Source organism: Desertivirga arenae (genome assembly GCF_017355785.1).
Classification (GTDB): Bacteria; Bacteroidota; Bacteroidia; order Sphingobacteriales; family Sphingobacteriaceae; genus Desertivirga; species Desertivirga arenae.
Genome location: NZ_JAFEWE010000020.1, coordinates 40979 through 66297 on the forward strand (window position 1 = coordinate 40979; position 25319 = coordinate 66297).

Annotated in this window: 23 protein-coding genes, 1 pseudogene and 1 riboswitch; of the genes and pseudogenes, 6 read left to right on the plus strand and 18 right to left on the minus strand. The window is 38.1% G+C overall.

Features of this window, described 5'->3' with window-relative positions:
- Positions 1-340 precede the first annotated feature (340 nt).
- The 4 genes from J4N24_RS24170 to J4N24_RS24185 form a co-directional block, all read right to left on the minus strand.
- Positions 341-688 carry a recombinase family protein gene (locus J4N24_RS24170; RefSeq protein WP_207536313.1) on the minus strand — a complete coding sequence of 116 codons (348 nt, stop codon included), beginning with the start codon at positions 686-688 and terminating at the stop codon, positions 341-343.
- A gap of 17 nt (positions 689-705) precedes the next feature.
- Positions 706-927 carry a hypothetical protein gene (locus J4N24_RS24175; protein WP_207536314.1) on the minus strand — a complete coding sequence of 74 codons (222 nt, stop codon included), beginning with the start codon at positions 925-927 and terminating at the stop codon, positions 706-708.
- Positions 928-1050: 123 nt separating this feature from the next.
- Positions 1051-1181: riboswitch (cobalamin riboswitch) on the minus strand.
- 74 nt (positions 1182-1255) lie between these two features.
- Entirely contained in the window at positions 1256-1546 is a 291-nt protein-coding gene (locus J4N24_RS24180) for a hypothetical protein (protein ID WP_207536315.1), read from the minus strand.
- Between the two features lie 447 nt (positions 1547-1993).
- A complete protein-coding gene (locus tag J4N24_RS24185) occupies positions 1994-3148 on the minus strand; it encodes an MFS transporter (RefSeq protein WP_207536333.1) in 1155 nt (384 codons plus the stop codon).
- Positions 3149-3246: 98 nt separating this feature from the next.
- Here J4N24_RS24185 and J4N24_RS24190 point away from each other — a divergent pair, with 98 nt between their 5' ends.
- Positions 3247-4107 carry a helix-turn-helix domain-containing protein gene (locus J4N24_RS24190; protein ID WP_207536316.1) on the plus strand — a complete coding sequence of 287 codons (861 nt, stop codon included), beginning with the start codon at positions 3247-3249 and terminating at the stop codon, positions 4105-4107.
- Between the two features lie 143 nt (positions 4108-4250).
- On the opposite strand, the gene J4N24_RS24195 is transcribed toward J4N24_RS24190, so the two are convergent.
- The gene (locus tag J4N24_RS24195; RefSeq protein WP_207536317.1) at positions 4251-5087 is read right to left on the minus strand and encodes a helix-turn-helix domain-containing protein; all 837 of its coding nucleotides are present in this window, start codon (positions 5085-5087) and stop codon (positions 4251-4253) included.
- Between the two features lie 138 nt (positions 5088-5225).
- Between J4N24_RS24195 and J4N24_RS24200 the strand changes: the two genes are divergently transcribed.
- Together J4N24_RS24200 and J4N24_RS24205 are read left to right on the plus strand one after the other, a co-directional pair.
- On the plus strand, positions 5226-6107 hold the full coding sequence (locus tag J4N24_RS24200) for a sugar phosphate isomerase/epimerase family protein (RefSeq protein WP_207536318.1): 882 nt from the start codon (positions 5226-5228) through the stop codon (positions 6105-6107).
- Between the two features lie 46 nt (positions 6108-6153).
- Complete coding sequence (locus J4N24_RS24205; protein WP_207536319.1) at positions 6154-6807, plus strand: HAD family hydrolase; 654 nt, start codon at positions 6154-6156, stop codon at positions 6805-6807.
- Between the two features lie 361 nt (positions 6808-7168).
- On the opposite strand, the gene J4N24_RS24210 is transcribed toward J4N24_RS24205, so the two are convergent.
- From J4N24_RS24210 to J4N24_RS24220, 3 genes are all read right to left on the minus strand, one after another.
- A complete protein-coding gene (locus tag J4N24_RS24210; RefSeq protein WP_207536320.1) occupies positions 7169-8656 on the minus strand; it encodes an ATP-binding protein in 1488 nt (495 codons plus the stop codon).
- 150 nt (positions 8657-8806) lie between these two features.
- Positions 8807-9127, minus strand: a complete 321-nt coding sequence (locus J4N24_RS24215) for an antibiotic biosynthesis monooxygenase family protein (protein WP_242691795.1) — start codon at positions 9125-9127, stop codon at positions 8807-8809.
- A gap of 83 nt (positions 9128-9210) precedes the next feature.
- The gene (locus J4N24_RS24220) at positions 9211-9825 is read right to left on the minus strand and encodes a cysteine hydrolase family protein (RefSeq protein WP_207536321.1); all 615 of its coding nucleotides are present in this window, start codon (positions 9823-9825) and stop codon (positions 9211-9213) included.
- 222 nt (positions 9826-10047) lie between these two features.
- Here J4N24_RS24220 and J4N24_RS24225 point away from each other — a divergent pair, with 222 nt between their 5' ends.
- On the plus strand, positions 10048-10584 hold the full coding sequence (locus tag J4N24_RS24225; RefSeq protein WP_207536322.1) for a GAF domain-containing protein: 537 nt from the start codon (positions 10048-10050) through the stop codon (positions 10582-10584).
- Between the two features lie 106 nt (positions 10585-10690).
- Here the strand turns inward: J4N24_RS24225 and J4N24_RS24230 are convergent, their stop codons facing one another.
- The 4 genes and pseudogenes from J4N24_RS24230 to J4N24_RS24245 all read right to left on the minus strand — a co-directional run bounded on the left by J4N24_RS24230 (position 10691) and on the right by J4N24_RS24245 (position 14744).
- Positions 10691-13093 carry an ATP-binding protein gene (locus J4N24_RS24230; protein WP_207536323.1) on the minus strand — a complete coding sequence of 801 codons (2403 nt, stop codon included), beginning with the start codon at positions 13091-13093 and terminating at the stop codon, positions 10691-10693.
- A gap of 163 nt (positions 13094-13256) precedes the next feature.
- Positions 13257-13517: pseudogene (locus J4N24_RS24235) on the minus strand (response regulator); the annotation flags it as partial.
- A 310-nt stretch (positions 13518-13827) separates the two neighbouring features.
- Entirely contained in the window at positions 13828-14265 is a 438-nt protein-coding gene (locus J4N24_RS24240) for a BLUF domain-containing protein (RefSeq protein ID WP_207536324.1), read from the minus strand.
- 212 nt (positions 14266-14477) lie between these two features.
- Positions 14478-14744, minus strand: a complete 267-nt coding sequence (locus J4N24_RS24245) for a hypothetical protein (protein ID WP_207536325.1) — start codon at positions 14742-14744, stop codon at positions 14478-14480.
- Between the two features lie 819 nt (positions 14745-15563).
- On the opposite strand from J4N24_RS24245, the gene J4N24_RS24250 reads away from it, so the two are divergent.
- Positions 15564-15953 (plus strand): response regulator, encoded by a 390-nt coding sequence (locus tag J4N24_RS24250; RefSeq protein WP_207536326.1) that lies wholly within the window; start codon positions 15564-15566, stop codon positions 15951-15953.
- Positions 15954-16015: 62 nt separating this feature from the next.
- On the opposite strand, the gene J4N24_RS24255 is transcribed toward J4N24_RS24250, so the two are convergent.
- The 6 genes from J4N24_RS24255 to J4N24_RS24280 all read right to left on the minus strand — a co-directional run bounded on the left by J4N24_RS24255 (position 16016) and on the right by J4N24_RS24280 (position 24346).
- A complete protein-coding gene (locus J4N24_RS24255; RefSeq protein WP_207536327.1) occupies positions 16016-16234 on the minus strand; it encodes a hypothetical protein in 219 nt (72 codons plus the stop codon).
- A 529-nt stretch (positions 16235-16763) separates the two neighbouring features.
- Entirely contained in the window at positions 16764-16982 is a 219-nt protein-coding gene (locus J4N24_RS24260; RefSeq protein ID WP_207536328.1) for a hypothetical protein, read from the minus strand.
- Positions 16983-18068: 1086 nt separating this feature from the next.
- Positions 18069-19334 carry a PAS domain S-box protein gene (locus J4N24_RS24265; protein ID WP_207424132.1) on the minus strand — a complete coding sequence of 422 codons (1266 nt, stop codon included), beginning with the start codon at positions 19332-19334 and terminating at the stop codon, positions 18069-18071.
- Between the two features lie 212 nt (positions 19335-19546).
- Positions 19547-22291 carry a response regulator gene (locus J4N24_RS24270; protein ID WP_207424131.1) on the minus strand — a complete coding sequence of 915 codons (2745 nt, stop codon included), beginning with the start codon at positions 22289-22291 and terminating at the stop codon, positions 19547-19549.
- A gap of 233 nt (positions 22292-22524) precedes the next feature.
- Complete coding sequence (locus J4N24_RS24275) at positions 22525-23292, minus strand: nuclear transport factor 2 family protein (protein ID WP_207536329.1); 768 nt, start codon at positions 23290-23292, stop codon at positions 22525-22527.
- A 190-nt stretch (positions 23293-23482) separates the two neighbouring features.
- Positions 23483-24346 (minus strand): helix-turn-helix domain-containing protein, encoded by an 864-nt coding sequence (locus J4N24_RS24280; RefSeq protein ID WP_207536330.1) that lies wholly within the window; start codon positions 24344-24346, stop codon positions 23483-23485.
- A 356-nt stretch (positions 24347-24702) separates the two neighbouring features.
- On the opposite strand from J4N24_RS24280, the gene J4N24_RS24285 reads away from it, so the two are divergent.
- A partial coding sequence (locus tag J4N24_RS24285) for a recombinase family protein (RefSeq protein ID WP_207536331.1) occupies positions 24703-25319 on the plus strand: 617 nt, incomplete at its 3' end.

Sequence of the window (25319 nt, forward strand, 5' to 3'; positions counted from 1 at the left end):
TTAATTATGTAACTATTGCTTTCTCAATACGTAGAACAACGTATTGGTTTAGAAAGAAAAATATTTCATAGATTGATTAAGGTGAGGTTTGGTTTTTAGAATAAGGGAGGTGAAAACACCTCCCTTTTCTTTTTTCTTTTTATTTAATATTTCAGATATTAGTCTCCACAAATAATTGTGATAAGGTTTAGGTTAACCCGTGCTCTCATAGTACGGGTTTTTTATTTATCTAAAGCGCAATAAATAACTGCTCTTCAAGGCCCGTTGCCTTTATTATCTCTCGGCTACTAATTGCAGGCCATTTTCTGCTACTGGCCTTCCTGTCAGTTCGGCTAATCTTTCAGTATCGTATATATTTATATAAAGTTCTCTTACTTTTTATTCCTGTTGCCCCCAGAATCTCCTCTGTTGTCAGGCCCTTCAATCTAAGCTCGTAAGCTTTTGCTGCTGCCTTTTTAGCACTATCAGATAATCCTTCTGGCTTGCCACCAATCCTTCCCTGCGCCCTGGCATGTTTTAAACCTGCGTATGTTCTTCCTCTGATTAAATGCCTTTCAAATTCGGAGACTGCCCCAAAAATACTTGCTATTAATCGCCCCTCAGTTGAAGAAAAATCTAAGTTAAGATTTTCAGATTTAAGGACTATTTCAAGTTTTAAAAATTCATCTAAAAGAAAGATTAAGTCCATTGAATCTGCAGCATGATCTAATTCCTAAAATTATTGCCTCTAAAGGAACCTACTAGTCCGGCAAGAAGGGTTGAGAAAATGGAGGATATATTTGATGGTAAATCACCATTGATGCTATACATCGCAACAAAGGAAAGCAACGTAATTATAAAAAGCATGGCTAGGATGATATTGATAGTATGCTTTCCAGTAATTTTATCAATCTTACTGTCACTCTTATTATTTTTTTTAGTGCCCATGATAAGCCAATTAAAAGGTTAATGCTCCAATTAGCCTTATAACTTGTTAAAAATAAAGGGGAGAGGAAGTAACAAGGGAAATAGAACCGATGCCTCCTTCCACAAACAATCATTACCTAAAACAAGATAAGACTATTCGTGGCAGGTCTTCTGACTTATAACCTAAGTTATTTACAGCAGCGGCAACTGTTTTGGATTTTCACCAAATTCCCTTTTAATCCTACAGAGTAGGAACCAGAATGATAATGTAAAGATAATAAAAATTCTCAAACATAATTACGTATAAAACAGAGAAGGGCTAGAATCAATCTAGCTTGAAAAAAGTTTTCTATATTATGGTGAATAGATGGGCAGTAGCTTTCTTATATGCTTCTAGATATTCCGCGTCAGAAATAGGAGTACCTACCTCATAGGTGCACCAGGTTCCGGTAAGTTCAAACGGCTTATCCGGATTAATGGGATCATACGGGTAATTGTGTTCAATAGAAATAATGGGCTTCTCATTCAAAAAGTTGATTACCTCCTGGTATCCATGCTTTGTCTTACCGGGGCCTCCATACACTTTATAATAATGGTAGATCTCGCCTCTTTGATGCCTTTTGAAAAATGCTATTTCCATTTATTAATCCAGTTTACCAAAACCGTACTTTAAAGCTAGTAAACTCAAAGCTGAAAGTAAACAACAATGTAAACTAAATATTGAAGGAATGATGCTCAGTCGAGTAAATATATTAGTAGAAGAATGATTCGGACTAATAGTAATTTTTATTATTTCTATTGGTAATAATTATCATATCGGCCCTATTATTTAGTTCATTAAACCTTAAAAACTAATTTTCCTACAATTATGGCTGCTGTTTGCCATTTCAGTGCTTTTTAACGACCGTTAAAATGGACTTTTAAATTCAGCTGTTTTATTTCAATTATTGAAATCGCTGCAGTTTTCATGAAAGAAAGAGCAGGTCCAGAAAGTAACATAACTTTCTCAGCCTTGAAGTATGTCTCATAATTAAAGGTCCAAAAAATAGGTTCAAAAACATCTACTTCAGTTTGAATATGCTTTTCATTAAATAACCTTTCTACCTTGCAGTCTAATAAGGCCAACTGTAAACCCGACTCCACATAATGTCATCAGTATGCCGACTAGTAAGGGAGAAGTAAGCCCTAGACCTGCTGCAATTGGCAGACCTCCTAAAAAGGCGCCCAGTGCATTGCCAATATTGAAGGAGGCCTGAGAAACAGAGGCTCCGAGCATTTCTGCCTCTGCTGCTGTCTTAATCATCAACAGTTGTATGGGAGTAGCCAAGGTAAAGGTGATAGCACCTGTAATAAAAGTCATCAAGGTGGTAAAAACCTTATCTGAAGACACAAAATAATTGATTGCAAGACAAATCCCTATAGCTGTAAAGCTAATGATACATGCTTTTATAGGCGGAAACTTGTCGGCTAGTTTCCCACCAGCCGCATTTCCCACCAACATACCCACCCCTGCCAGGGCCAAAATATAAGGAACTGCTGAGGGATCAAATCGAGTCACCTCTATTAGCAAAGGAGCAATATAACTAATCCATGCAAATAAGCCTCCGGTACCGATAGAGGTAATTAAGATGAGCAGCCAAGCTTCTGTCCGGCCAAAAAATTGGAGCTCATTACGTAGGTTCCCTTTTCGCACTACTGGAAGATCCGGCAGCCAAAAGGCAATTGAGGCTACAGTTATTATGCCTAAGATAGCTATTAGACCAAATGTAAACCGCCAGGAATAGTGATGACCGATATAGGTTCCAATTGGTACCATCATCAAGTTTGCAACAGTCAGGCCGGCAAACATTACCGATATAGCTTGGGCTTCCTTGCCTTTACTGGCAATACGACTGGCAACAACAGAGCCAACGCCAAAGAAAGCTCCATGAGGTAAGCCGCTGAGCAGGCGAACAAAAAACATCAGGTGATGGTTGGGTACAAGTGCAGAGAGACCATTAAACAGCACGAAAATGGACATTAAAAACAACAATACCTTTTTGGGTGGGTAATTGCTACTGATAGCTACCAAAAGGGGGGCACCTATGACAACTCCCAAGGCATATGATGATATCAAATGTCCCGTTTGAGGAATAGTTTGATTAAAATCTCTTGCCATTTCAGGCAATAGTCCCATTACTACATACTCCGTTGTCCCGATACTTAATCCCCCCAGTGCTAACGCAAATAAACTTTTTCTCATTCCAATCAAAATTCAAACCTTATAATTGCGGGCGAAAATAGATTAGACATGCTGTAAGAAAACTGTATAAAAACGACACGTTGTTGTATATTTAAGACATGCGAATTCTTAGGCAATTTGATTCCTTACTCATTGATGACTTTGAGGAGTCAGTTTATAGTTATCCGGATCATTCCCATACCTATTTTGAGTTGGTTTTTATCCGATCGGGGAAGGGAATGCATCATTTGAACGGCAATATCGTTCCCTATTGTGATGGCAATCTATTTATACTGACCCCTGGAGATCATCATTTCTTCGACATTAGCATTAGCACGCACTTCACTTTCATCAAGTTCACAGAAAGCTATTATCATAACCACCGGTATTTGGTTGAAGAAGCAAGCAATTATTTTGCACCCTCCTCTATTAACCAACTAAAGCTGTTTAAAGAAACAAGAGTAGAGCTGCAGGACCCTTTTAAAGAGATCTTAAAAAATACGGTAGAAAATATTGTGCTCTATTGTGAAAAAATGCCGGACGCTAGTTTTTCTCCGGTCATATTCTTTCAATTACTCTCCATATTAAATTTGCTCAAGACCTTTGCACTAAGAATCCCTGAAAGGAAATCAGGCGCACACCCTTCTTCCGAAGCCGTAAGCACTTATGTGCATGAGAATATTCTTAGTCGTAGTAAGCTATCCATTTCATCAATAGCTAATCAGTTCTCGATTTCCCCAGGTTACTTTAGTAAATATTTTAAAAGGACTTTTGGTATCTCCTATAAAGATTATATAGGCGAATATCGTTTGAAGCTGATCCAAGAGCGGCTTTTATCTGGGAATTGCACTTTACGTGAAATTGCAGATGAATTTGATTTCTTTGACGAAAGCCATCTCATTAAATCTTTCAATAAAAAGTTGGGGGTAAATCCGAAGGAATTCCGGAATAAGGCTCTGATGAACACCATCATTAAATAAGATGCTTACCAAACTCTTGCTTCATTATTCTGGCGGAATACTCTAAACTGTTTTAAAATAAAATAGAGGTTGTTAGTGCTTGAGAAAAGGATAATACTTTTGGAAGCAAGGCATTATTCTTATTAACAGTATCCTGTCTTGAACTAGCTTTTTGCTTCATACTTTTTAGGTGTAACTCCCTTAACTCTCTTGAAAGCTTTAGAAAGGTGACTCACATCTGTAAAACCAAACTCCCGGGCGATCTCTTTTAGCTTTAGTCCCCCAACAGCTAGCCTCTTTTCTATGAGCATTACCCTGTAATTGTCCAGGTAATCCTGATATGAAATACCGAAGTTTCGCTTGAAGTAATTGCTAAAATAGGTGACTGATATATGGAAATAAGCTGACACGTTTCTAACTAATAGTTTCTCCCTGTCATAAATGTTTTCGTGAAGGTAGGAAAGCAGCTTTTCGAAATTTAACTCTGCTTTGTTTACATTATTGTTTCTTGATTTTAATACTTCTCTGATTATTCCAAAAATGCTCAGTAACTGGTAATAGACAATCGGTGAAGAAGCCAGTTCCCGATAAGAGCTGTATAGGATTATATTGTTAATGGTAGCATGCAAAATCTCCCTGCAAGGTTCGTATAGCTCAATTTTAACGTCTTTCAGCCATTTCATTTCCATCAAAATCTCTGGAGAACCTACTTTGAACTCGTCGGGAGAAAGATGTTTTTTACTTTCAAAGTATGCCTCTGTAAATTTTATGTAGGTAAAATGAGTCGGTTCTTGGATCTGAAACGAATGCTGGTCTCCAGGAGCTATTAGAAAAAGATCTCCAGCAGTGTAGGCCACCTTATCATTGTTAAACAAATGTTGGCCCTCCCCTGAATGGATATATACTATCTCGTAGTAAGTATGGGAATGATGAGAGCAGGTAAATGAAGTTTCTTTAACATCATCTACCAAAAGAGGATCAAATTGCCTAAAAACCTTCATTTATAACATACTATTACCAAAAAATGGAATGATTTTACAAATTTACGGGTTTTATTACTGATAGCTTTGTATAAAATAAACATTAAGCAAACGGGACAAGCAGTATTATTCTGACGTTTGCACTTAACGATAAAAGAGATGGAAAATTCAAAAATTGAGCTATTGGCAGCTTATTTTACCATTGCAGGAGATATCTATCCTTTTGGGCCTACAGAAATAAGCCCTTTTGACTTCGCCCATCGTGTTGAGGCCGCTGCAGGTGCAGGATATAAAGGTGTTGGTCTAGTCCACGCTGATTTGATTTCGACAGCTAACAGGATTGGCTTAAAAGAAATGAAGAATATTTTGCACAGTAATGGTATCACGCGACTGGAGTTTGAGTTCCTGGGAGGGTGGTTCGCTACAGGAAAGGAACGTCAGGAATCTGATCAAATGAAGAAGGAATTGATGGCTGCAGCCGAGATTTTAGAAGCTACAAATATCAAAATAGCTCCAGGATTACATCTAGATGAAAGCCATAATAACATTTCTTTGATGATTGATGAGTTCGGCAGTCTTGCTCAGGAAGCAGTGGATCATGGAACTAATATTGCTTTGGAGATAATGCCTTTTAGCAATATCAGGAGCCTGGAAACCGGTTTAGGCATTGCCCAGGGTGCTGATCATCCTAATGGAGGGTTATTGTTAGATATCTGGCACATCAACAGGGGAAATATTTCCTATGCCGAGCTTAGCAAAGTTCCGGGCAAATACATTAAATCAATTGAGTTGAATGATGCTGACAAATATCCCATTTCGCCACTTTGGCAGGATACTATTTATAGAAGAAAGCTTCCCGGAAAAGGCGTCTTCGATCAGAAAGGATTTATAACGGCAATCAGAAATACTGGATACGAAGGACATTGGGGAGTGGAAGTTCTGTCTGAGGAGCTGCGAAAGTGGCCATTGGAAGATATGGCAAAGAATAGCTTTGACAGTTCAATTGAACAATTCGAGGAATTGACCCTTTTGAAAACCTAGTGGCTCTTAAAAGAATAAAAATAAAACGATTTCTATAAACTTAAAAATGATATCAAAAATCAAAGCTGTAATATTTGACCTGGATGGAACACTGGCCGATACCTTGCCTCTTTGTATCGAAGCTTTCCGCCATTCCGTACAGCCACTCATTAACCGTTCAGTTTCCGATTCTGAAATAATATCCACCTTTGGACCCTCGGAAGAGGGGACTATTATGGCCTTAATCCCCGATCATTATGAAAAGGGAGTTGCAGATTACCTTTATCATTACGAAAGGTTGCATCCAAACTTCCCCGTGCCTTTTGACGGAATAGAGGAACTACTGGCTATTTTAAAAAATAGAGGAGTGCGAATAGCGATGGTAACGGGAAAAGGACAAAAAAGCGCCGATGTTTCCCTGAACCATTTCAAGATGCGCCACTTTTTTGAGGTGATTGAGACCGGCTCTCCAAAAGGATCCAGGAAAGCAGAGGCTATCAAACTACTACTTGACGGTTGGAGTGACATTGAAAAAGAGGAAGTAATTTATGTTGGCGATGCACCCAGCGATATAACAGCCAGCAGAGCAGCTGGAGTTGCCGTGATTGCAGCAGCTTGGGCAGAAACCACCGAGGCGGAAAAATTAATTGAACTGGAGCCAGACGAAGTGTTTTATACTGTTGCCAACTTTTCTTCCTGGTTGTTGAGAAAAATTGATTAAGAAATAATTAAAGATCGTAAAAAATTATTCTAAGTGAATAGCATTGTTTTTCATCTTAGAACTTATCTGGCCCAGAAAGTCATAGCTTTCTGGCCATACCTCATTTCTTGCCTTTGGCGTTAAGGCACCCGATTAACATAGTTCAAAAACTAGCTTCATAAACACTAGTATTTTCTTATTTGACACCATTTTTTTGAACTATATAACTGGTGTTTTAGCTGGCTACATAACCTCGCGATCAAAAAAACCACCGTTAAAATGGACTTTTAAATTTTTAGCAGAATTTATAATTATTAAAGTGGCTGCAGTTTTTATGAAAGAAAAAGTATGAATCCACTTAAATGCAGTCCCAGCCTACCCATTAATACACTGTAGGAATGGAAAAATAAAATGTGCTTCCATTGCCTAACTCACTTTCCGCCCAGATATTCCCTTCGTGTCGCTTGATAATTTCACAACATAAGTAAAGGCCTATACCGAAGCCTGCAATGTGCCTGCTTTCGTTATTTTCAACCCGGTAATAGCGCTCAAACAGTTTAGGTAAGTCCTCTTTGCAGATACCCTGACCTTCATCCTTCACACTGATAACCGCCTTTCCGTCCTGCGCTACACATGCAACCTGTATAGTGCTACCCGGTGTAGAGTATTTGGCCGCATTACTAATTAAGTTTTGTATCACCTGGGCGATCTTATCTGGGTCAGCATTTACTATAGTGGGTTCAACAGGCGCAAAAACTACCTGGTGGCTGCTGATATGAGCTAAGGCATCTTCCTTCGCTTCTTTAATCAATTCAGCCAGATCCACATGTTTGCAATCAATAAAGATCCCGGCTGATTCCAGTCGTGATAGGTTTAGGAAGCCGTTGATTAGCCTGGTCATTCGGCTAACTTGTTTGTCAGCTTTATCCAGCATCGATACAGTTAGCTCATCCCCGTCTTTTTGAGCTTTTCTCTGTAATACCTGAACAAAGCTCTTCATGGAAGTTAGTGGCGTTTTCAGCTCGTGGCTTACCATCGAGATAAAGTCATTTTTGCGCTGCTCGCTTTGCTTTTGCTCGGTAATATCGATAGATGCACTGACATATCCCGCAAATGAACCGTCTGTATGCCAGCGTGCTGAACCATCAGCTAATAACCACCGGTACTCTCCATCTTTATTCAATATACGAAAGTCGCCATGGAAGGGACCTTTCACCTTGAATGCATCAAGGTAAATTTTAAGGTACCGGTCTTTATCTTCCGGGTGTAGCAAATCTACCCAACTATAAGCCATTAAATCTTCAACTGTCCGGCCGGTTAATCTGCTCCATGCCTGGTTGAAATAAATTGCATTACTTTCCTGGTCGGCCATGGCTATATAGATATTGGTTCCTTCGGCCATGATACGAAAGCGGGCTTCGCTCTCTTCGACAGCCTGCTCCAACCTTATACGGCCCGTGATGTTTGTGGTTGTGTTAATAAGGTAAGCCACGTTACCTTCCTCATCTAAAATAGGTTCATTTAAATTTGTCCAGTAGTGTGTTTCTTTCCTACCTGTGTTGTCAACAACTATTTCATATTTGAATATGGGCAGCTCGTCCGGCACCCTTGTTGCGATGACGCGCATAAATGAACTTTGAACACTATTCTGCTCCGACGGATCACCCTCGCTTCCAGGGAACGCCTCAAAAAGGCCTTTACCCAATATTTCTCGGCGTTGCTTGTGTACGAGGTTTAAGTAAGTATCACTGACCGCCAAAATGGTAAAACGAGGCGCATCGGCCTTGAGTACCAACGAACGCGGTGAATTTTCAAAAAAAGTATGAAATTCTTTACTGGTATAAAATGAATCGGTGTTTGAATGGGTCACTCGCAAAAATAAGAAGGCTTACAGAGAAAATACCTGCAAGTCAGCTAACAGCTACAAAACTACCTTAAATTCAGGTAAATGAATTAGTACACAAGACTTCAAAAGGGGATGCTCTATTAACATTCATCTTACATACCATGCATTTCTGATTTATTTATCAAAACCATAGTCCCTTTCAACTTTGGCTATTCTCGTTTTATAATGTTTATACCAATCAGATCTTCCTTTATTTTGCGCAATCAGATGGTCAGAATTCTGTTTCCATTTTCTAATCGAATCCAAATCTTTCCAGTAAGAAACAGTAATTCCAAGTTCATTTCTTGCGCTTTCAACCCCGATAAACCCTTCTTGCTCACGGGCTAATTCTACCATTAAATCAGCCATTTCAGAATAACCATCATTTACTTCTGTTCTAATTGAGCTAAATATTACAGCATAGTAAGGAGGTTGTGGTGTGTTTGCTATCATCATTAAAGATATATTGTTATTTAATTATTGATGTTTGGTTTGATTCATTCCCTGTTTTTCAAATAAATAATGTTAATGCGTGACTTTCATTTTAGATATATAGAATTCAGAGTGCCCTCACCCTTAGTATATTGGCTGGTTATTAAGTCAGTGGAAATAACAGTCGCAAATTCATCCTTTAAACTGGCCAGGGCTGTTTCATGTATCAATTCTGCAGAAAAGTTCTGACCACCCAAGCCTTTTTTGTTAAAGGTTGCAGTTGCATCCGAAACTAAGTACGTTTCATAGCCGTAATTGCCCGCCATTCTAACAGTTGTGGATACACAATGGTCTGTGGTTAGTCCTACGATTACAAGCTGAGTGATTTTCTCCCAGTCCAGTAGTTCTTTTAAGTCCGTATTAATAAAAGCACTATTAACACTTTTTTTAATTATTCTTTCGCCTTTAATTGGCTCGACAATTTCTTTAAATTCATTTCCTTCGTTAGACTCATGAAGCAATGACGCTGGATTTGAAGAACAGTGCTTGATGTGAAAAATTGGAAGATTGCTGTCCCTCCAGAACTTCAAAAGTTTACTAGCATTATTTTCGGCATTGGGGTTGTTTCTTTGTCCTCCCCAATAGTTTAAATTGTCAAACGCTTTTTGAATATCAATTAAAATTAGTGCTGGTTTCAAAAACTTTGAAATCCCCCTTTCCATATTATGATGTTTTATTCTTAATAGTACTTTTTTCTCTTACCGGAATGTTAGATACCCTTACGAAGCTATTGAGGATTTTGCTACATGGGTAAAGATCTCTGATATTCTTATGGTTAATCGTCATGATATTCTCCAGAGCGTATTTAGTAGAACAATTTGCCAACATTTAACGTTTTTAAGTAGTAAAGGAACCATTTTATAAACCACCTACACAAATAAGTAATGATGAAGTTTTTTGACTTGGATATTATTCCGCCTAATGAAAGCAAGCGTCTTGAAAGCCTTTATAAGTATAAAATCCTTGATACCGGGCACGATCAGGTATTTGGCAATATGGCTGCTCTTGCAGCAACCATATTCAATACTCCCATTGCCCTGATAAATTTTGTTGATGGGAACCGGGTATGGACCAAAGCAGATAAGAGAGGCCAGGCTGGAGCGGAAGTCCCACGCGAGTTGAGTGTTTGCTCCCTTGCCATATTAAACGATGATACTACAATTTTTGAAGATGCGAGTCAGGCCCAGTGCTTGCTTGCTCACCCTTTCGTAACCGGGGCATTCGGACTGCGGTTTTATGCTGCTGCACCTATATTGTCAAAAGAAGGATATAAGATTGGAGCATTTTGTGTAATCGATACAAGGCCTCGTAAGTTTCGGGGTGACGAGTATAAGAGATTGGAATGGCTTGCCAGTAATGTTACAAGAGAGCTTGAACGACGAATAGAGGAAATTGAATCATACGAAAAAGCACAAATATAGCCAGGGACATATTTCCCTCTAACCGACTAGCTCGCATCTAAAATTTGTATGTTTACTAAAAGAGAAAAACAAAGGTTTTTCTCTTTTAGGTCAAAGTGGAATATGCTCATTTCCCGTCCAACCATTTCTCAGCCAAACTGATATCTGTAAAAAATTCGGTGATCACCCTACCCTCTTTTATATCTACGCTCTTTTTAGCGGATAATTGGCTGAAAGTGCTGGGAGAGAAGATCCATGCAAAGTAACGGAGACCAGCCTCTTCCATCATAGGAAACCATTCCCGACCTACCCATTCTGCTGCTTCTGACCAGGTTCCCTGAACATTTCTGTTATCATTAATTACTTTATAACACTTATTCTTTTTTAATATTTCCAACATTTTCATACAGCCGTTCTGGACCGAAGAAAAATTTTGAAAGCCTTTCCAATCCACTTCAATTCGATCGTCCTGCTGGTTATATAGAATGGTAATAGAAGAATCTTTATAAGAGATCTCTGTCTCTGTTACCTCCGCTTCCCCCTGCCTTTCAAGTGGCAGCCTGAAAAAGAAGGTTGAGCCTTTCCCCTGTTCACTTTCAATCCAAAAGTCGCCACCATGGCGCTTCAATATTTCAGATGATATAAATAAACCTAATCCCAAGCCTTCAAACCGCATTGAGGTGTTATCTACCCTGTAGTATCTGTCAAATAATTTATCCAGATGGTCCTGAGGAATTCCGATACCAAAATCCTGTACCGAAACTATGAGATTATCACCTTGTAATGTGCTGTTAACTAATACCCTTTCCCCACCAGGAGAGTATTTAATCGCATTGGTCAAAAAGTTATTTAATACCTGTTCCAGCCTCAAACGATCGCCCGTATATAGAACGTCAACAACATTTTCAACAGAAATTTTATGAGAGGGAGCAAGGTGCTGAACACTCTCCACACAATCTGTAATAATCTGCCTAAAGTTGAATTGCTCCATACTATATTGCATCTTTCCGGCATTGATCTTACTAACATCCAAAAGGTCATTAATAAGCTTCTCCAATCTGCAAATATGCTCGGCAGACTTTTGAACAAAATCCGGCAACTTTGTGGAGTCTTTCGTGCGCTGCATCAACTGGTTGAAGGCTTTTATACTCGTAAGGGGAGTTTTAAGTTCATGACTGGCGATAGACAAAAACTCATCTTTTTTTAAACTAAGTTCTTTTACCTCTTCGTATAATTTTGCATTATCCAGGGCTATTGCCGCTTGCGAAGCAAGCCCCAGGACTAAATTCTCGTGTTCTGCGGTAAATACATCTGCATCCTTATGGCCCAAAAATAGTCCTCCAATAACTTTACCGGACTTAGAAATTACCGGTACAGCCAGATAGCTAACAACCGGAAGATGCCCTTTAGGCATTCCATTATTCGGCGCATTTTTGCCATAGCGTGGATCCTTAGTGATATCAGCTACCCTGACTACGCCGTCGCCGGCAAAAGTGGGATGAAAAACAGCAGTATTGCGCGGTGTGCCAAACTTTTCAAAGGCCTCTCTCGGGGCTCCCGACAATGTATATAGTAAAAAAGCCTCGCCAGATGCATTAATCGTATTATAGAAGAAAGCCCCAAAATTGGCGCCTGTCAGTTTAGTTACTGCATCGGTAACCTTTTGTAGTATTTCCTGCAAGTCTAAACTCTCTGAAATTGATAAACCTATCGAGTTTAATATTTCAAGACGTTCTGCATGGGTTTGCAGGAGCATGTTTGCTTTCTTCTGCTCTGAAATATCTCGAACTTCGATCACTGTTGCCACCGGAATTCCATTTTCGAAAATAGGGCTGGCAGCGCAGAGTACAGGGAGAGAAGTTCCGTCTTTACGAAAAAAAAGATCTTCATGCGCACGCATTTCGAAGTTTTGTGGTAGCGCCCTATCCAGTGGGCATTCTTCCATTGGATACTCCCTACCATCAGGGTAATGATGATGTATTAAATAGTGCAGAGGTTTACTTTTAATCTCCGTTAATGTGTAGCCAAACATGGTTTCGGCGGCTGGGTTCATAAAAGTACAATACCCTTTGTCATTCATTAAAAACAGGGCAGAAGTCGCATTGTCGGTGATAGTCTTAATCAGTTTGTTTTGATTTTGCAGTGCAATATCTGCTTCTTTGCCTGAAGTTACGTCAACCACTATGCCCTCATAAAAAAGATCTCCATCCATCATCTTGGCCTTAGCTCTTGCTAAAACCCACTTCGTGTCCTTAGAGGAGATTCTAATCCGGTATTCAATCTGGTAGGGCTCGCTTTTATTTATTTGAGCCTCTCTCAACTGATTGGCGCGTTGAAGGTCCTCTTCATCGATGTTTTTTAAGAAATCAGCTAGTGGGATACCTGCTTCATCAAACGGCAACCCGTACATAGCACTTAAAGTTTTATCTGCATACACTATTTTCTTCTGATAGTCCAGTAGGTATGTCCCTACTAGTCCAAATCCGTGCTCGTCTTCCAATTGTCTTATCCTATTTAACCTCGAATCCATTTCTATTGTACTCAATTCTTATCCAGTAGGGGTAAAAGTAGCTTTGTTAGTTTAAAACTCATTAATCAAGCCAAAACTTGTTGCACCTGGATGAGGAAGGGAACTCATTTTCCTATTTAAAGTTGGGCAAGTTATAGTTTCGATGACTTTCCGCCTAATACCGCTACGCTGCCAGATGATTTTCTACAACCTGCAGCAGGATATCGATATCGAAGGGTTTTGGAATAACTTCATCTGCACAGATTTTCTTTGTCTGGATAGCTTTGTTATGTGTAGATAAAACAATAACAGGTATATGCTTAATAGAATCAAGAGCTTTAAGCTTTCTGCAGAGGTCAGTTCCTTCAGGAGTTACATGGATAACATCTAAAAGGATTAAATCAGGCATAGCTACTGAAGTATAACTTAGAAAATCTTCTTCAGAACTGAATCCCTTTACCTAATATCTTTCATTAACCAAAACATGCGTAACTACCTCCAAAATGTCCTGATTCTGCTCAAACACAACTACCCTTTTCACTCTGTTAAAATGCCCTTTTTATGGTATACTCCAAAGTATAGGAAGAATCGTTATTCTTCCGCAATCAAACGATCCTCTGGCATTTAAAAAGTTTGCAGCCTATAGAGCTTCCATGAAGAGTAAGGTAATACTCGCCTGATTCCGGATTATAACTTCTAACGATCGCTCCTTCTACCCGCTAAGAGTATTCATTATGCGGATTACTACTGCCATACTAGGTATTGTTCCTTATAAAATCCTTACATAGTCGGGCCACGGCATGCTCCATGGTCAAGAATTCATCAAAATATTCTTTCTGTTCCTCTGTAATGAAACTATCCAGGCCCCGGAAGCCTTCCCCCCCAATTACCTTAAGCGCTAATGGGCTATCTTCGAAGAAGCGACAGGGCAGAGCCCCATCATATAACTTAATCATGCTATGATGTGCAGGATGTTTTTTTGCCTGTTCATATTCTTTATAAACCTCTGCTTTTTCTCCCTCAACCAGAATAAGGTTATTTCCACCTGCAAAAATCGTCAATCCGGAAAGATTTGCCTCTCGTCGCTCTTTTCGCACTGTTTCTAAAATACTATGGGTCATTTCAGGTGTGGTGTCTTTTATCGTTGAACTTACAAACACCATGCACCAAACTTCAGTGTCTGTGGCTGCCATAAAGAAGGACTTAAGTTTTCTATTGATTAGTTAGTTGCCCTTTTTACGAAGGATATGCAGAAATTGTTACCTTCACCTCTTAACATAATCTAATACTTAATGACGGATAATTGGCCAATGATCGAGATATATGGTATTCAAAGAGACATAAATAAAGGAGAGCTAACACGGCAGCTACAGGTCACTCACTCGTATAGGAAAGCGGGGAGAAATTAACCATTAACTATTTTCGGTGGAACGATGCTGTCCCATCCGTCTAAAACTGAAATTATTGCTTCTGCTCCTACTTCAATGGAGTATTCTAGATCAGTAGAACTCAACAAAAATGGCCAGTATTCTAGCGCCCTATCAACAGTAGTGTGTCCGAACTGATTCACCTCAGCTGAAATTTGAGGGGCGATTATCAGGATATACTTAATTCCGTAGGCAGCCAGCCTATCAAGCACTTCTTTGTCTAAAAAAATTTTTAGAAGATACAATTATTGCTTCCTTGTTACTGGCATATCCGACAGTATCGTTGTTTAAAAAATTGGTAACCAGCGTAATCTGATGCTTCCTTCTATTAGCCAGGGCAAGTGGCTGCTTCTCCCTTGTGTCTATATTATAAGCTGTTACTCTCATTTTACAATTAGTACAAAGTAATGAAAATAGGGTAGATACTTAAGTGAGGCAAATTAAGAATAGATGTAATCTTTATCACTTTTCCTGCAAGTCATGAAAATGAATAATTAAATGAGAGAAATGGAAGGGGACTTTGTCGATAGGAGATATAAAAGTGATGGGTAAGTTAAAGAGACCACTCGTTTTCTTAATAGTCCAACTAACCTAGCTTTCCTTTATGGGCCAGTAGAAGCTTAACGTCAAGGTTTTTCAAATATTGTGTTAATGAAAAAATATTTTGGAACACTTTAATCCACGATTTATTTCTGCACGGGTAGCAGCATTATAACTTCCTGCAAGAAAATGGTTCTTCCGCCCAGGGCAATCGGACGGATAGCATTCTCAATTAGCGGAGTGCCCTGCCTAGCGCACAAAAAAGCCCTGTAGCTATGAGAGCAGCAGGGCAACCTAAACCTTATCACAATTATTTGTGGGACACAATATCGGAAATATAGTAGAAATAGAAAGTAAAGTCAGGGTCATTTTCTAGAAACCAAACCTCCCTTAACCAACCTAACTTCTTTAACTTCAGCCCGTACAATTAACGTTATTTAATAAATAACAGTAGGCCGCAGTTGGTCTACTGCCTCTGACTTCACTGATACCTGATAATTTTCTTTAGATTTGTCGCTTCGACAATGGCAGAACTAATCCTTATTGATGATGATCCTACTCATCATTATCTAGCAGAAATATTGATAAAACATCATAAGACATTTAGGAAATTCAAGAGCTATATTGATCCAAAGACAGCATTAATTGATTTAGTAGACGCCTATTACGAAGCAATGAATCTTCCCGATATAATTTTACTGGATTTAAATATGCCGGATGTAAATGGATGGGATTTTTTAGAGATGTTTGAAAACTTAAGGGCATTGGTTAATAAAGAAATCAGCGTTTTTATCGTTACCTCCTCTATTGATCCAAATGATGTGGCCAAATCACAATGTTATCCTGCCGTTAAAGGATTTTATTCAAAACCGTTATCTAACGAAATATTAAAGGCTATTGTAAACAGGAGATAATCTATTTAAATTAATCTAATACAATCGATTATCCATCTGTAAGAGTCTTTTTATAGATATAACTACCCAGGAAGATTAATTCTCTTCACCAGCTCTTCTTCATACAACCGTATTGCTTTTTCTAAAAAGTTAAGTGTCAAATCCAAATAGTTGAAATCAAAGGTGAATATATATTTATGTGGGAATGCATTAAACCAGCTTATCAGAAACTCTCGGTTAGACTCGAAAAAGTTAATGGCATAAGGTAACTTAAAGTCAGACTTCTCAGATTTTGCTAGCATAGATGGCTCTTTGTCATCATACTCGCCACGCTCCGAACTAGCTATAAGTATTATTAGTTTCAGATACACAAAAGCTAATTCTTCATAGTAAAATAAAAATTGAGTTGTCCCGGTATCATCTATGAGTAGACGATGGGAAACTTGCAATCTTTTTGTAAGGTTAATTCCTTTCCGGCATTGATTTAAGTACCTATAATATATATCATTGCCCTGCATTTACTCCTTGTAATAGTTCTCTCTAATATTTCTTACGACTATAACAAGGGAAAGTTAGTTAAAATGAAGTAATATACTTGTTTTATGATTATATTAGAAAGTCCATCTTGCTGAAGCTAATAGTATTTTTTGCTAAAGAGTACTCCTTCCCTAACTGAAAATAGTATTAATAAGGTCAACGTATTCGTATCTTAAAAGAGAAACAGCTGCTTCTGGACCTATTTTAAATATGGTTATAGAGGTATTGAAATGGTCATTCTCCCTCCAATTCAAGTACAAGTCTCATTAAATCTTATAGTGATAAGTTTGACACTTATACTTCGAGATCCGGAGTTTCAATGAAAACATCGAGGTGACTAGAGGCCTCAATTAATTCTTGTGTTGCTTTATCAAATTGTTCAGCTAATTCTTTATCTGAAAACTGTGAAAACCGCACCTTTTGCTCGATTTCATTAAAAAGCCGCCTTTTTTCAGTACCAATGCTCTGCAGTCTGTATAATTCTTTTTTTTGCTTCCAGTTTAAATTAAGCATTTCTTACATAAATGGATCTATAACTGAAAGTTATAAAATTTAATCAAAATGCCTAAAAAATATTTCTATTATAACTTCAAATTAGAACCGTCACTAAAACCATCAGTACTTTAAACTAAGGACTAAGTTGCTGTTTTAAGCTGGTTGTATCAAAATGGGAGTGTTATGGGAACAACTCCCTTTTTCTATTTACTTTACCCTTAGAAAATTGATTATTAAAGCGGTGGTGTTTTATATTGTTTTTAATAATTCCCTAATTTTATAAATATGATTTCCAGGAATAGATAAGTTTGGTGTTATGGTTTTATTAAGAAAGTTTTTAATTGCCAAAAATTTGGAGTAGGTCCAAGTTCAGAAGCTACTTAAAGACCGGGCTTTAGGAAATATATCCATTTTGATATTCTCCCCTGATACAATCGTTATTGTACATCCTTACTATTTGATTTCCAGAATTATGCAGAATCAATTCTTTTCTTACAAATAAGCAGGAAAAATGTAACCTTAAAAGTTGATTTGAAGTACTAGCAGCATTGCTTTCCAGGCAATATTGTTTTTAGGTAGATGTAGGGCTGGAGTATTCCAGCCCATTTTTAAACTAATGATAAGTTCAATAATGCAGGTATGCCTAATGTATCAGACTCTTTCATTCTTCTGACTTTACCTTAATTGTCTGTCGGGATTAGAAGCTGTAAGCTCTCCGCTATTTAAATGATCCTTTTCGGTAATGATAACAGGACTAGAATAAGTGGTCTTAGTATTTGAAGTGTGCAGATGATTTAAATGGAAAATTAAAAGGAACCGATTAAGACCAGTTCCTTCTTTTTCATAGGTAAAATGTAGAATGTATATACGAATGCCAAAATTATACCAAAAGGAATCAGCTTTTCCATAAATCTAACTTGCTTGGTATAACAACTCGCAAAATGAAAGCTTCTCTATTAGCAGCTACAACTCATCCATCTTTAGAGTTGAGAACTCCTATTTTGCCTTTTACCCAATATGGGGAAGAAAATACATGCTACTTTACTATTAAAGCTGTTCTAATATGTAATAGTATCGATAACTTCTACTAATTCAGCAGAAGTATTAAGGGTCTGTTATAGTAGATTCAGACAGGCGAACTTCATATCTTGAAATTTCTAAAGCCATTTCCTTTATTAGTTCGTCCAAATCAGCAGTGCATTTTCCAATGAGGGATTGTAATTCCTTTATCTCCTGTAGTTCATCCGTTGAATTAGCAATATCTACCAGGCTTAGTATAGAAGCTACAGGCCGTCTAACTTCATGAGAATTCGTCCAAGCTAATTTTTTTATCGCTTCATTATAATCTCTTATTTGTTCTTCTCGCTTTTTTCTTTCAGTGATAACACTTTGAACAGAAATGTACCTTTCCAACCTGCTGTGCTCGTCAAGTACCGGGGAGATGTTGAGGCTAACCCAATATTCGTGTCCATCTTTAGTGTAATTCAGGACCTCAAAATCTTCAAAGCGGTTCTTTTCAAGCGATTCCATTATTTTTTTTTGGATTCCAAGTTCCGTTTTCGGTCCTTGTAGAAAATGAAGTGTATTGCCAATGGCCTCTTCATAGGTGTAACCTGTGATTTTCACAAACGCTTTGTTTACCCAAGTAACAACCCCATAGGGGTCCGTTATTATGACAATATTATTTATCCTATCTACTATTTCTGCTAATTTCTGATTCTCTAAACCAGCCTGTTTAATCAGTAAGATATGTTGCTGGAGTTCCTCTTTTAGCTTTTTTTCTATTTGATATGCTTCTTTTATTGTTTCTTCATACTTAGCCCGAACAGTAATATCTTGTGCCATAACCATAACAGCTTCAATTCCATTAAACTTAATTTTATGTGACTTAATAGAAACAATAATTCTTTTCCCATTTTTCTTTATGTGACACCAATCTCCTGAGACATGGAAAGTTTCGGGCATCCTCTTAGTTGTTTCACGCACTTTTTCCCAGTCTTCGGCTGGTCGGATGTCTAAAATGGTCATCTTTTTAAATTCCTCCTGACTATATCCATACTGCCGAACTGCGGCATCGTTGCATTCTAAAAAATTAAGAGTACCAAGGTCATAAATCCACATAGGATTTGGATTGGAGAAAAATAAGTACCTATACTGTTCCTCTGAAATGCAAAGCTTCTTCTTGTGAATGGCTAGCAATACAAAAAGCAGTGCGCTACTCGTCAAAACGAACAAAGCTCCCTTAGCCGTTTGAAAAAACGCTTCATCTATCTTCTCATTAAAAACATGTACTATCCGGTCGCTTAGAATAATCCAGAGTATTCCAAATAGCAAATAACCAAAAACAGGCTTATAAATACCATTATTCATATAATAAGATAGTTTTACTTTCTTCAATCGATAGCACCAGAACTCTTGTTAATTTGTTTCAGAGGAATTATATCGATCCGTTTTCTACAGAAGCTACATTTTTTTCTCTCGCCATCGTATCGGTATTTCCATTTATGGAAGCCCAGGGGGCAGAATAATAATCGAAAAAAAAGCTTGATCAATGACTTGTTTTTTAGGATAAAAATTTCTTATTAGACTTTATGCAGTAAGGTCTGCTTCAATATCGCTTTAAGGTCTTCGAGTTTTAAAGGTTTTGTTGCAAAATCGTCCATTCCAGCATTTAAACATTCTTCCCGGTCCTCAGCCGAGGCATTAGCAGTCATAGCTACAATCCGTGGTTGTTCAAGTTTCATTGACCGGATCACTTTAGTTGCCTCCAATCCGTCCATATCAGGCATCAATACATCCATCAAAACTAGATCATATTCTTTTAGCTTAAGAATGTTAACTGCTTCGACTCCGTTATTTGCCATATCAAGGGAATAGCCTAACTTATTTAGAACTCTTGATATTAGCTTCTGATTAATCAGGTTATCCTCTGCTACCAATATTCTCTGAGGATAGATTTCAGCAAAATCTTCGGAGAAAGGGGTAGGAACATTTGAAATATTTGGTATATCTGGTCCCTTTAAACCAGTTTTGCTTTTATTAAGTTCAGTCTGAATAGTATTGTACAGCAAATTTTCCTTGACCGGCTTCGTTAGTACGGAGGAAAATAAATGCGAAAACTTCGTTCGGGTCACATCTCCTACGGTGCTAAAAAGAACGATAGGAACATACGGCTGGATCTTCTTAATCGCTTCTGCCAGTTCCACTCCATCCATTTCCGGAAGCACTTTATCTGTAAAAATAAGGTCGAAACGGGTGTTTTGCGAGACGATTTCAAGCGCTTCTTTAGGTGTTTCTTTGCATATTGCAACCAATCCCCAATGCTCTAGCTGGGCTTTTAAAATATCAAGATAGTTCCGATTATCATTAACAATAAGTATTCTTTTGTTCTTAATATCCTCTGAAAGGATCCGCATATTACTTTTTATGCTTTCTGACGGCTGATATGGAATATCGAATGAAAAAGTACTTCCAGCACCCACAATGCTGTTTACTTCTATTTTTCCTCCCATTAGATTAACAAGCCGTTCTGATATAACTAGGCCAAGACCTGTCCCTCCATATTTTCTGGTTGTTGATGAATCTACCTGGGAAAATGCTTTGAAAAGACGGGAAATTTTATTTTCGGGGATTCCAATCCCTGTATCAATCACGTTGAAATTAAGAAAAAGCCCTTTCCCTTTAGATTGTTCCAGGCCTACTTTCACCAACACCTCTCCCGAAACAGTAAACTTAATTGCGTTATTTATTAAATTAATCAAGACCTGGCGCAAACGATGACTGTCTCCCATGATATTGGAATTGATTGCGGGATCAGTGGTATAAATCAAGTCTAGACCTTTATCTGCAGCTTTGACAGCAAAGACATCCATTACTGATTCAATGCATTCAGTCAGATTAAAATCGTGGTGCTCTAACTCGAGATGACCAGCTTCTATCTTAGAATAATCCAGAATATCGTTAATTAATGATAGTAATGCATCTCCGCTTTTGCTTATTATATCTACATATTCCTCCTGCTCGCTATTTAAAGACGTTGAGGTTAAAAGCTTAGCCATACCAATTACCCCATTCATTGGCGTACGAATTTCATGACTCATCGTTGCCAGGAACGAGCTTTTTGCCTGATTTGCTTTATCTGCCTTTGCCCTTTCTTCGTAAAGGGCTCTGTTTAGTTCGTTTAAATTCTCTGTTTGAACAGTCAACTCCTCGGATTGTGCCTGCAGTTCCTCATTAATTGCCTGAAGCTCTTCTGTTTGCACCTGTACCCTTTCCAAACTTAATTTTAGATCTGTAATGTCTTTAGATATGTTATGGATCCCAATGACCTCTCCATCAACAATAACAGGAATTTTAGATACATGAATGAAGCATCTTTTACTTAAAGAAGGAATAAAGAGTTCTTGTTCAAAAGTTACCGGTTGCCCCCTTAGGGTAATTTGTAATTGTTTTTCAGACGCTTCTACTTTATCTGGTTCAACAAAGAATGAATAATGCTTATTAATAACAGCTTCCGGGGGAAGACCATATAGAGTTTTGACAGAATTGTTGATATCAGTGATATATCCATCCCTGTTTTGATAGTAAACCATATCAGGGTTGTTTTCGAATAGAGATTTATACTTGATCTCACTTCTCTTAACCTCAAATTGAGCCGTCTTAAATTCAGTAATATCGAAAGTTATTCCAACAAACTTGGGAGCCCTGCCGGAAACGCTATCTACAACTACCTCTCCAATATCTCTTACATACTTCAGTGATCCATTTTTCAAGACAATCCGATACTCAATATCATAACGGCCTCTTAGCTCTATTGCGCGGTGAACTTCCGTTTCAAAATATAAAATATCTTCGGGGTGAATGAAACTAAGATAAGTATCATAATTTAGGTCGACGCTTCCTGGTTCTATTCCTAATATTCGAAAAAGCTCCTCGGACCAATAATTTTGATTGCTATAAACGTCGCCTGATAACATTACTTCCCAACTTCCAGCCTTGGCGATAGAAAGCATCGCATCCCGGTGCTTCGCCTCTTTTTCAAGCTCATTCAATTGAAGTTTAATGGAATTGACCTCTCGTTCTAACAGCGTTAAGAGTTCCGGAGCGTTATTCAAATTTTCTGTACCGGAATCATTAGGTTTTATAATGTCAGGTCTAAGACTACCTAGAATTGCTGCAAGCCTTCTCTCTATAACATCCGGATCTGCTAATCCTGAACTCTGGACGTAGAAATCGTTATAATCCTCAAGGATCTCTACAAACAAATTTTTATACTTTTCAGGAATGCTTTTATATTTTGGATGCTCCTTTACCCTTTCTAAATGCATGGATTAGTGTACGGCGTAGTCGAAAAAAAGTTGCCAAGTGTGCTTCTTAGTGTAATAAAACCAGTACCTCAGATGAAACTAGGCACTGATATCATCCGTATCAAAATCCTTATTAAATAACGACCGTTTAAATGGACTTTTAAATTCTAATCAATTTATCTGATTTATTGGGGTCGCAGCTGTTAAAACAGTAAAGCCCCTGAAAGGGCTCTACTGTTTTTCATTATGTTCAATTAAAAACCAAATTTGCCGTTCTGATTTTTCCATTCACTTTGTGGAGCGATTGGCTCTATCACATCCCAGTGTTCAGCGATCTTTCCCTTTTCTACTCTAAATAAATCGTAGAACGAAGTTAGCTTACCAGCTAAATGACCTTCACTTACTACCAGCACAAAGTTACCTTCTCCTAATACTTTATGAATGGTATCATATTTCATCGTAATTCCCTGTTTAGCCCATTCTCCGAGTGCCTGTCCTAAGCCTGACAATTGATCTGCAATTTGTGGGTTATGCTGAATGTAGTTATCACCATTGAAGTATCCCGCTAGTTTTTCCATTTTTCCATTAACCAGGATATCATCTACGAAAGCTCTGACTAATATTTTATTTGCTTCAGTCTTTTCCAGTTCAGATGCTTCTTGGGGCCCATCTGTCATTGTGCGCCCACTCAGATTTGCGTTCACTGGCTTTTCTTGTAAATTGTCCCAGTGCTCTACAATTTTACCATCCTCAAAGCGGAAGATGTCAAAGCCTATTTTCGGACCAAAGAAGTTATAGTCTGTGTGGGCGAACACAAAATTCCCCTCTTCAAATACCCTTACGGTATTAACCCTTGCGGAACCTTTAGGTAGTTGAGCAAGAACAGCACCAAAGCCCGCCAAGCCATCTGCTATTGCTAAGTTGTGTTGTTTGTATTTAGCTGCATTAATTACACCTACTGGCTCTGCCGCTCCGGTTTCAATAGCTTTTAATAAAGCTACTACTTGTTGTTTCTTATTCATGACTGTTTCTTTTTTTATTATTTCTCTTTCCTGTGATGAGCAAGAACTGAATGTTATTGCTGCTGTTATTGTTAATAAAGTCTGCTTGAAATATTTCATATCCTTGTTTTTTTCTGCTACAAAGATTGGAAGACTTGAAGCCCTGGAAAAGGTAGAAACAGCCGTTTGAATGATACTTTTGCGCCAGTTACTATAAGAAGTTCTCCCTGAATTCAAAGGGCGTACTGGAATTGTGCTTTTTAAAATATTTTATGAAGTTTGTAGGCTCTTCAAAGCCAAGGGTAAAGCCTACTTCCTTTATGCTATCGGTTGTATGAGCCAGCAATCGCTTTGCTTCCAACATCACTCTCTCATCAATCACCTGTTTAACGGTCTTCCCCAAAATTTTTGAAGTTGCCTGATTTAGCCGCTTTTCGGTTACGCTCAGCTTTGAGGCATAGAAGTTTACTTGCTTTTGATGTTTGAAATTTCCCTCCAAAAGATCCCGAAAAAGAATAATATAATCTTTGTCAGCTCCTTTCTTTACTTCCAAAAAGCCATTCTTTCTTCTTTCCCGCTCAGCCAGTAGCAAAAAGCTATGAAGGAAATTTTTTAGAATTCCGGATTGATAGGCATCTTCGGCTTTCAAAGCTTCCTCCTGCATAAGGGTTAATAACACTTCAAAAGACGCGCCAGCACTATCAAGTTCTAACTTCGAAATGGAGAACAGATCGTTAAATAAAACATTCTCCTTTAAAAACTTTATGTCTGTATCTGATTTTGAAAAAAAAGCCTCGGTAAATAAGATTGCTTGTCCCTGGAAAGGTTCAGGGTTAAACATCTGCACTATATCCTTATTTAAGAAAAGAATAGTATTTGCAGGGGCGGTTACAGATTGAAAGTCGATTATATGGGTAGTACCTCCCTTTTGAATCCATATAATATGATAGAAACCAGTTCGATGAGGTCGAATAATCATCTCCCGCTTATCTCTATATAGTTCAGTAATATCTACTATTTCAAACTCGATGGGTAGGCCATGTTTAAATTCATACTTAACTATTTCCTCTGACATGTTCTGCTTAATATTATTTAAAGTTGAAAATAATTGTGGTTTTCAAGAATACTTAAAGAGCCAAAAAGTCATAACTTCCTGGCCTAGCCTCTTCCTTTTTATTCCCTTTGAAAAGTAATCAAAAAGAGGGTTCAAAAAGTAGGTCCAGAAAGACTTGTATTTTTCTTTTTTGATACCAACTTGTTGAGCCACTAAAGCTCCCTTCTTTGCCTGCGAATGAGTCCACCAAAACGAACGATAAAATGGACTCCTTGACTTCAGTTCTTTTCCCTCCCTTTTAATCCTATTATTAGTTCATTAATATCGTATACAAAAACAAATTCCATTATATTGCAAAAGAAACGTTAAAGTGTACAATGCAAATAGGTTATGTAAGGGTATCGAAGAACGAGCAGAATTTAGATCTCCAGGTGGAAGCTTTGAAGAAAGCAGGATGCGAACAGATCTTTAAAGAGAAGATTTCCGGAGCTGAAAAAGAGCGACCTCAATATTTAAAAATGATTGAGGGTCTACGCAAAGGTGATACTGTTACCGTTTGGAGAATTGACCGGCTCGGAAGAACAACCCTGGAATTGATAAAGCTAATGGTGGAGTTCCGGGAAAAGGGTATTGAATTTAAAAGTATTGTCGAAGGTATCGATACCTCTACTTCTATGGGCAGGATCTGGTATATGCTAAGTTCTATTTTTGCCGAGAATGAAAGGGAGATCATAAGGGAACGGACGAAGGCTGGACTTGCTTCTGCAAAAGCCAGGGGCAGAGTTGGAGGCCGACCTAAAGGTCTGACAGAAGATGCAAAGAAATTAGCGGCCACAGCTGCCACTCTTTATAACACCACAAACCTTTCCACTGCGGAGATTTGCAAGATGCTGAATATTGGCAGTAAAACAACCCTGTATCGATATTTGAGGTATGCTGGTGTTGAAGTGAATGGTTGGGAGAAGAATAGTGTAGGTGATAGGAAAGAAAAATG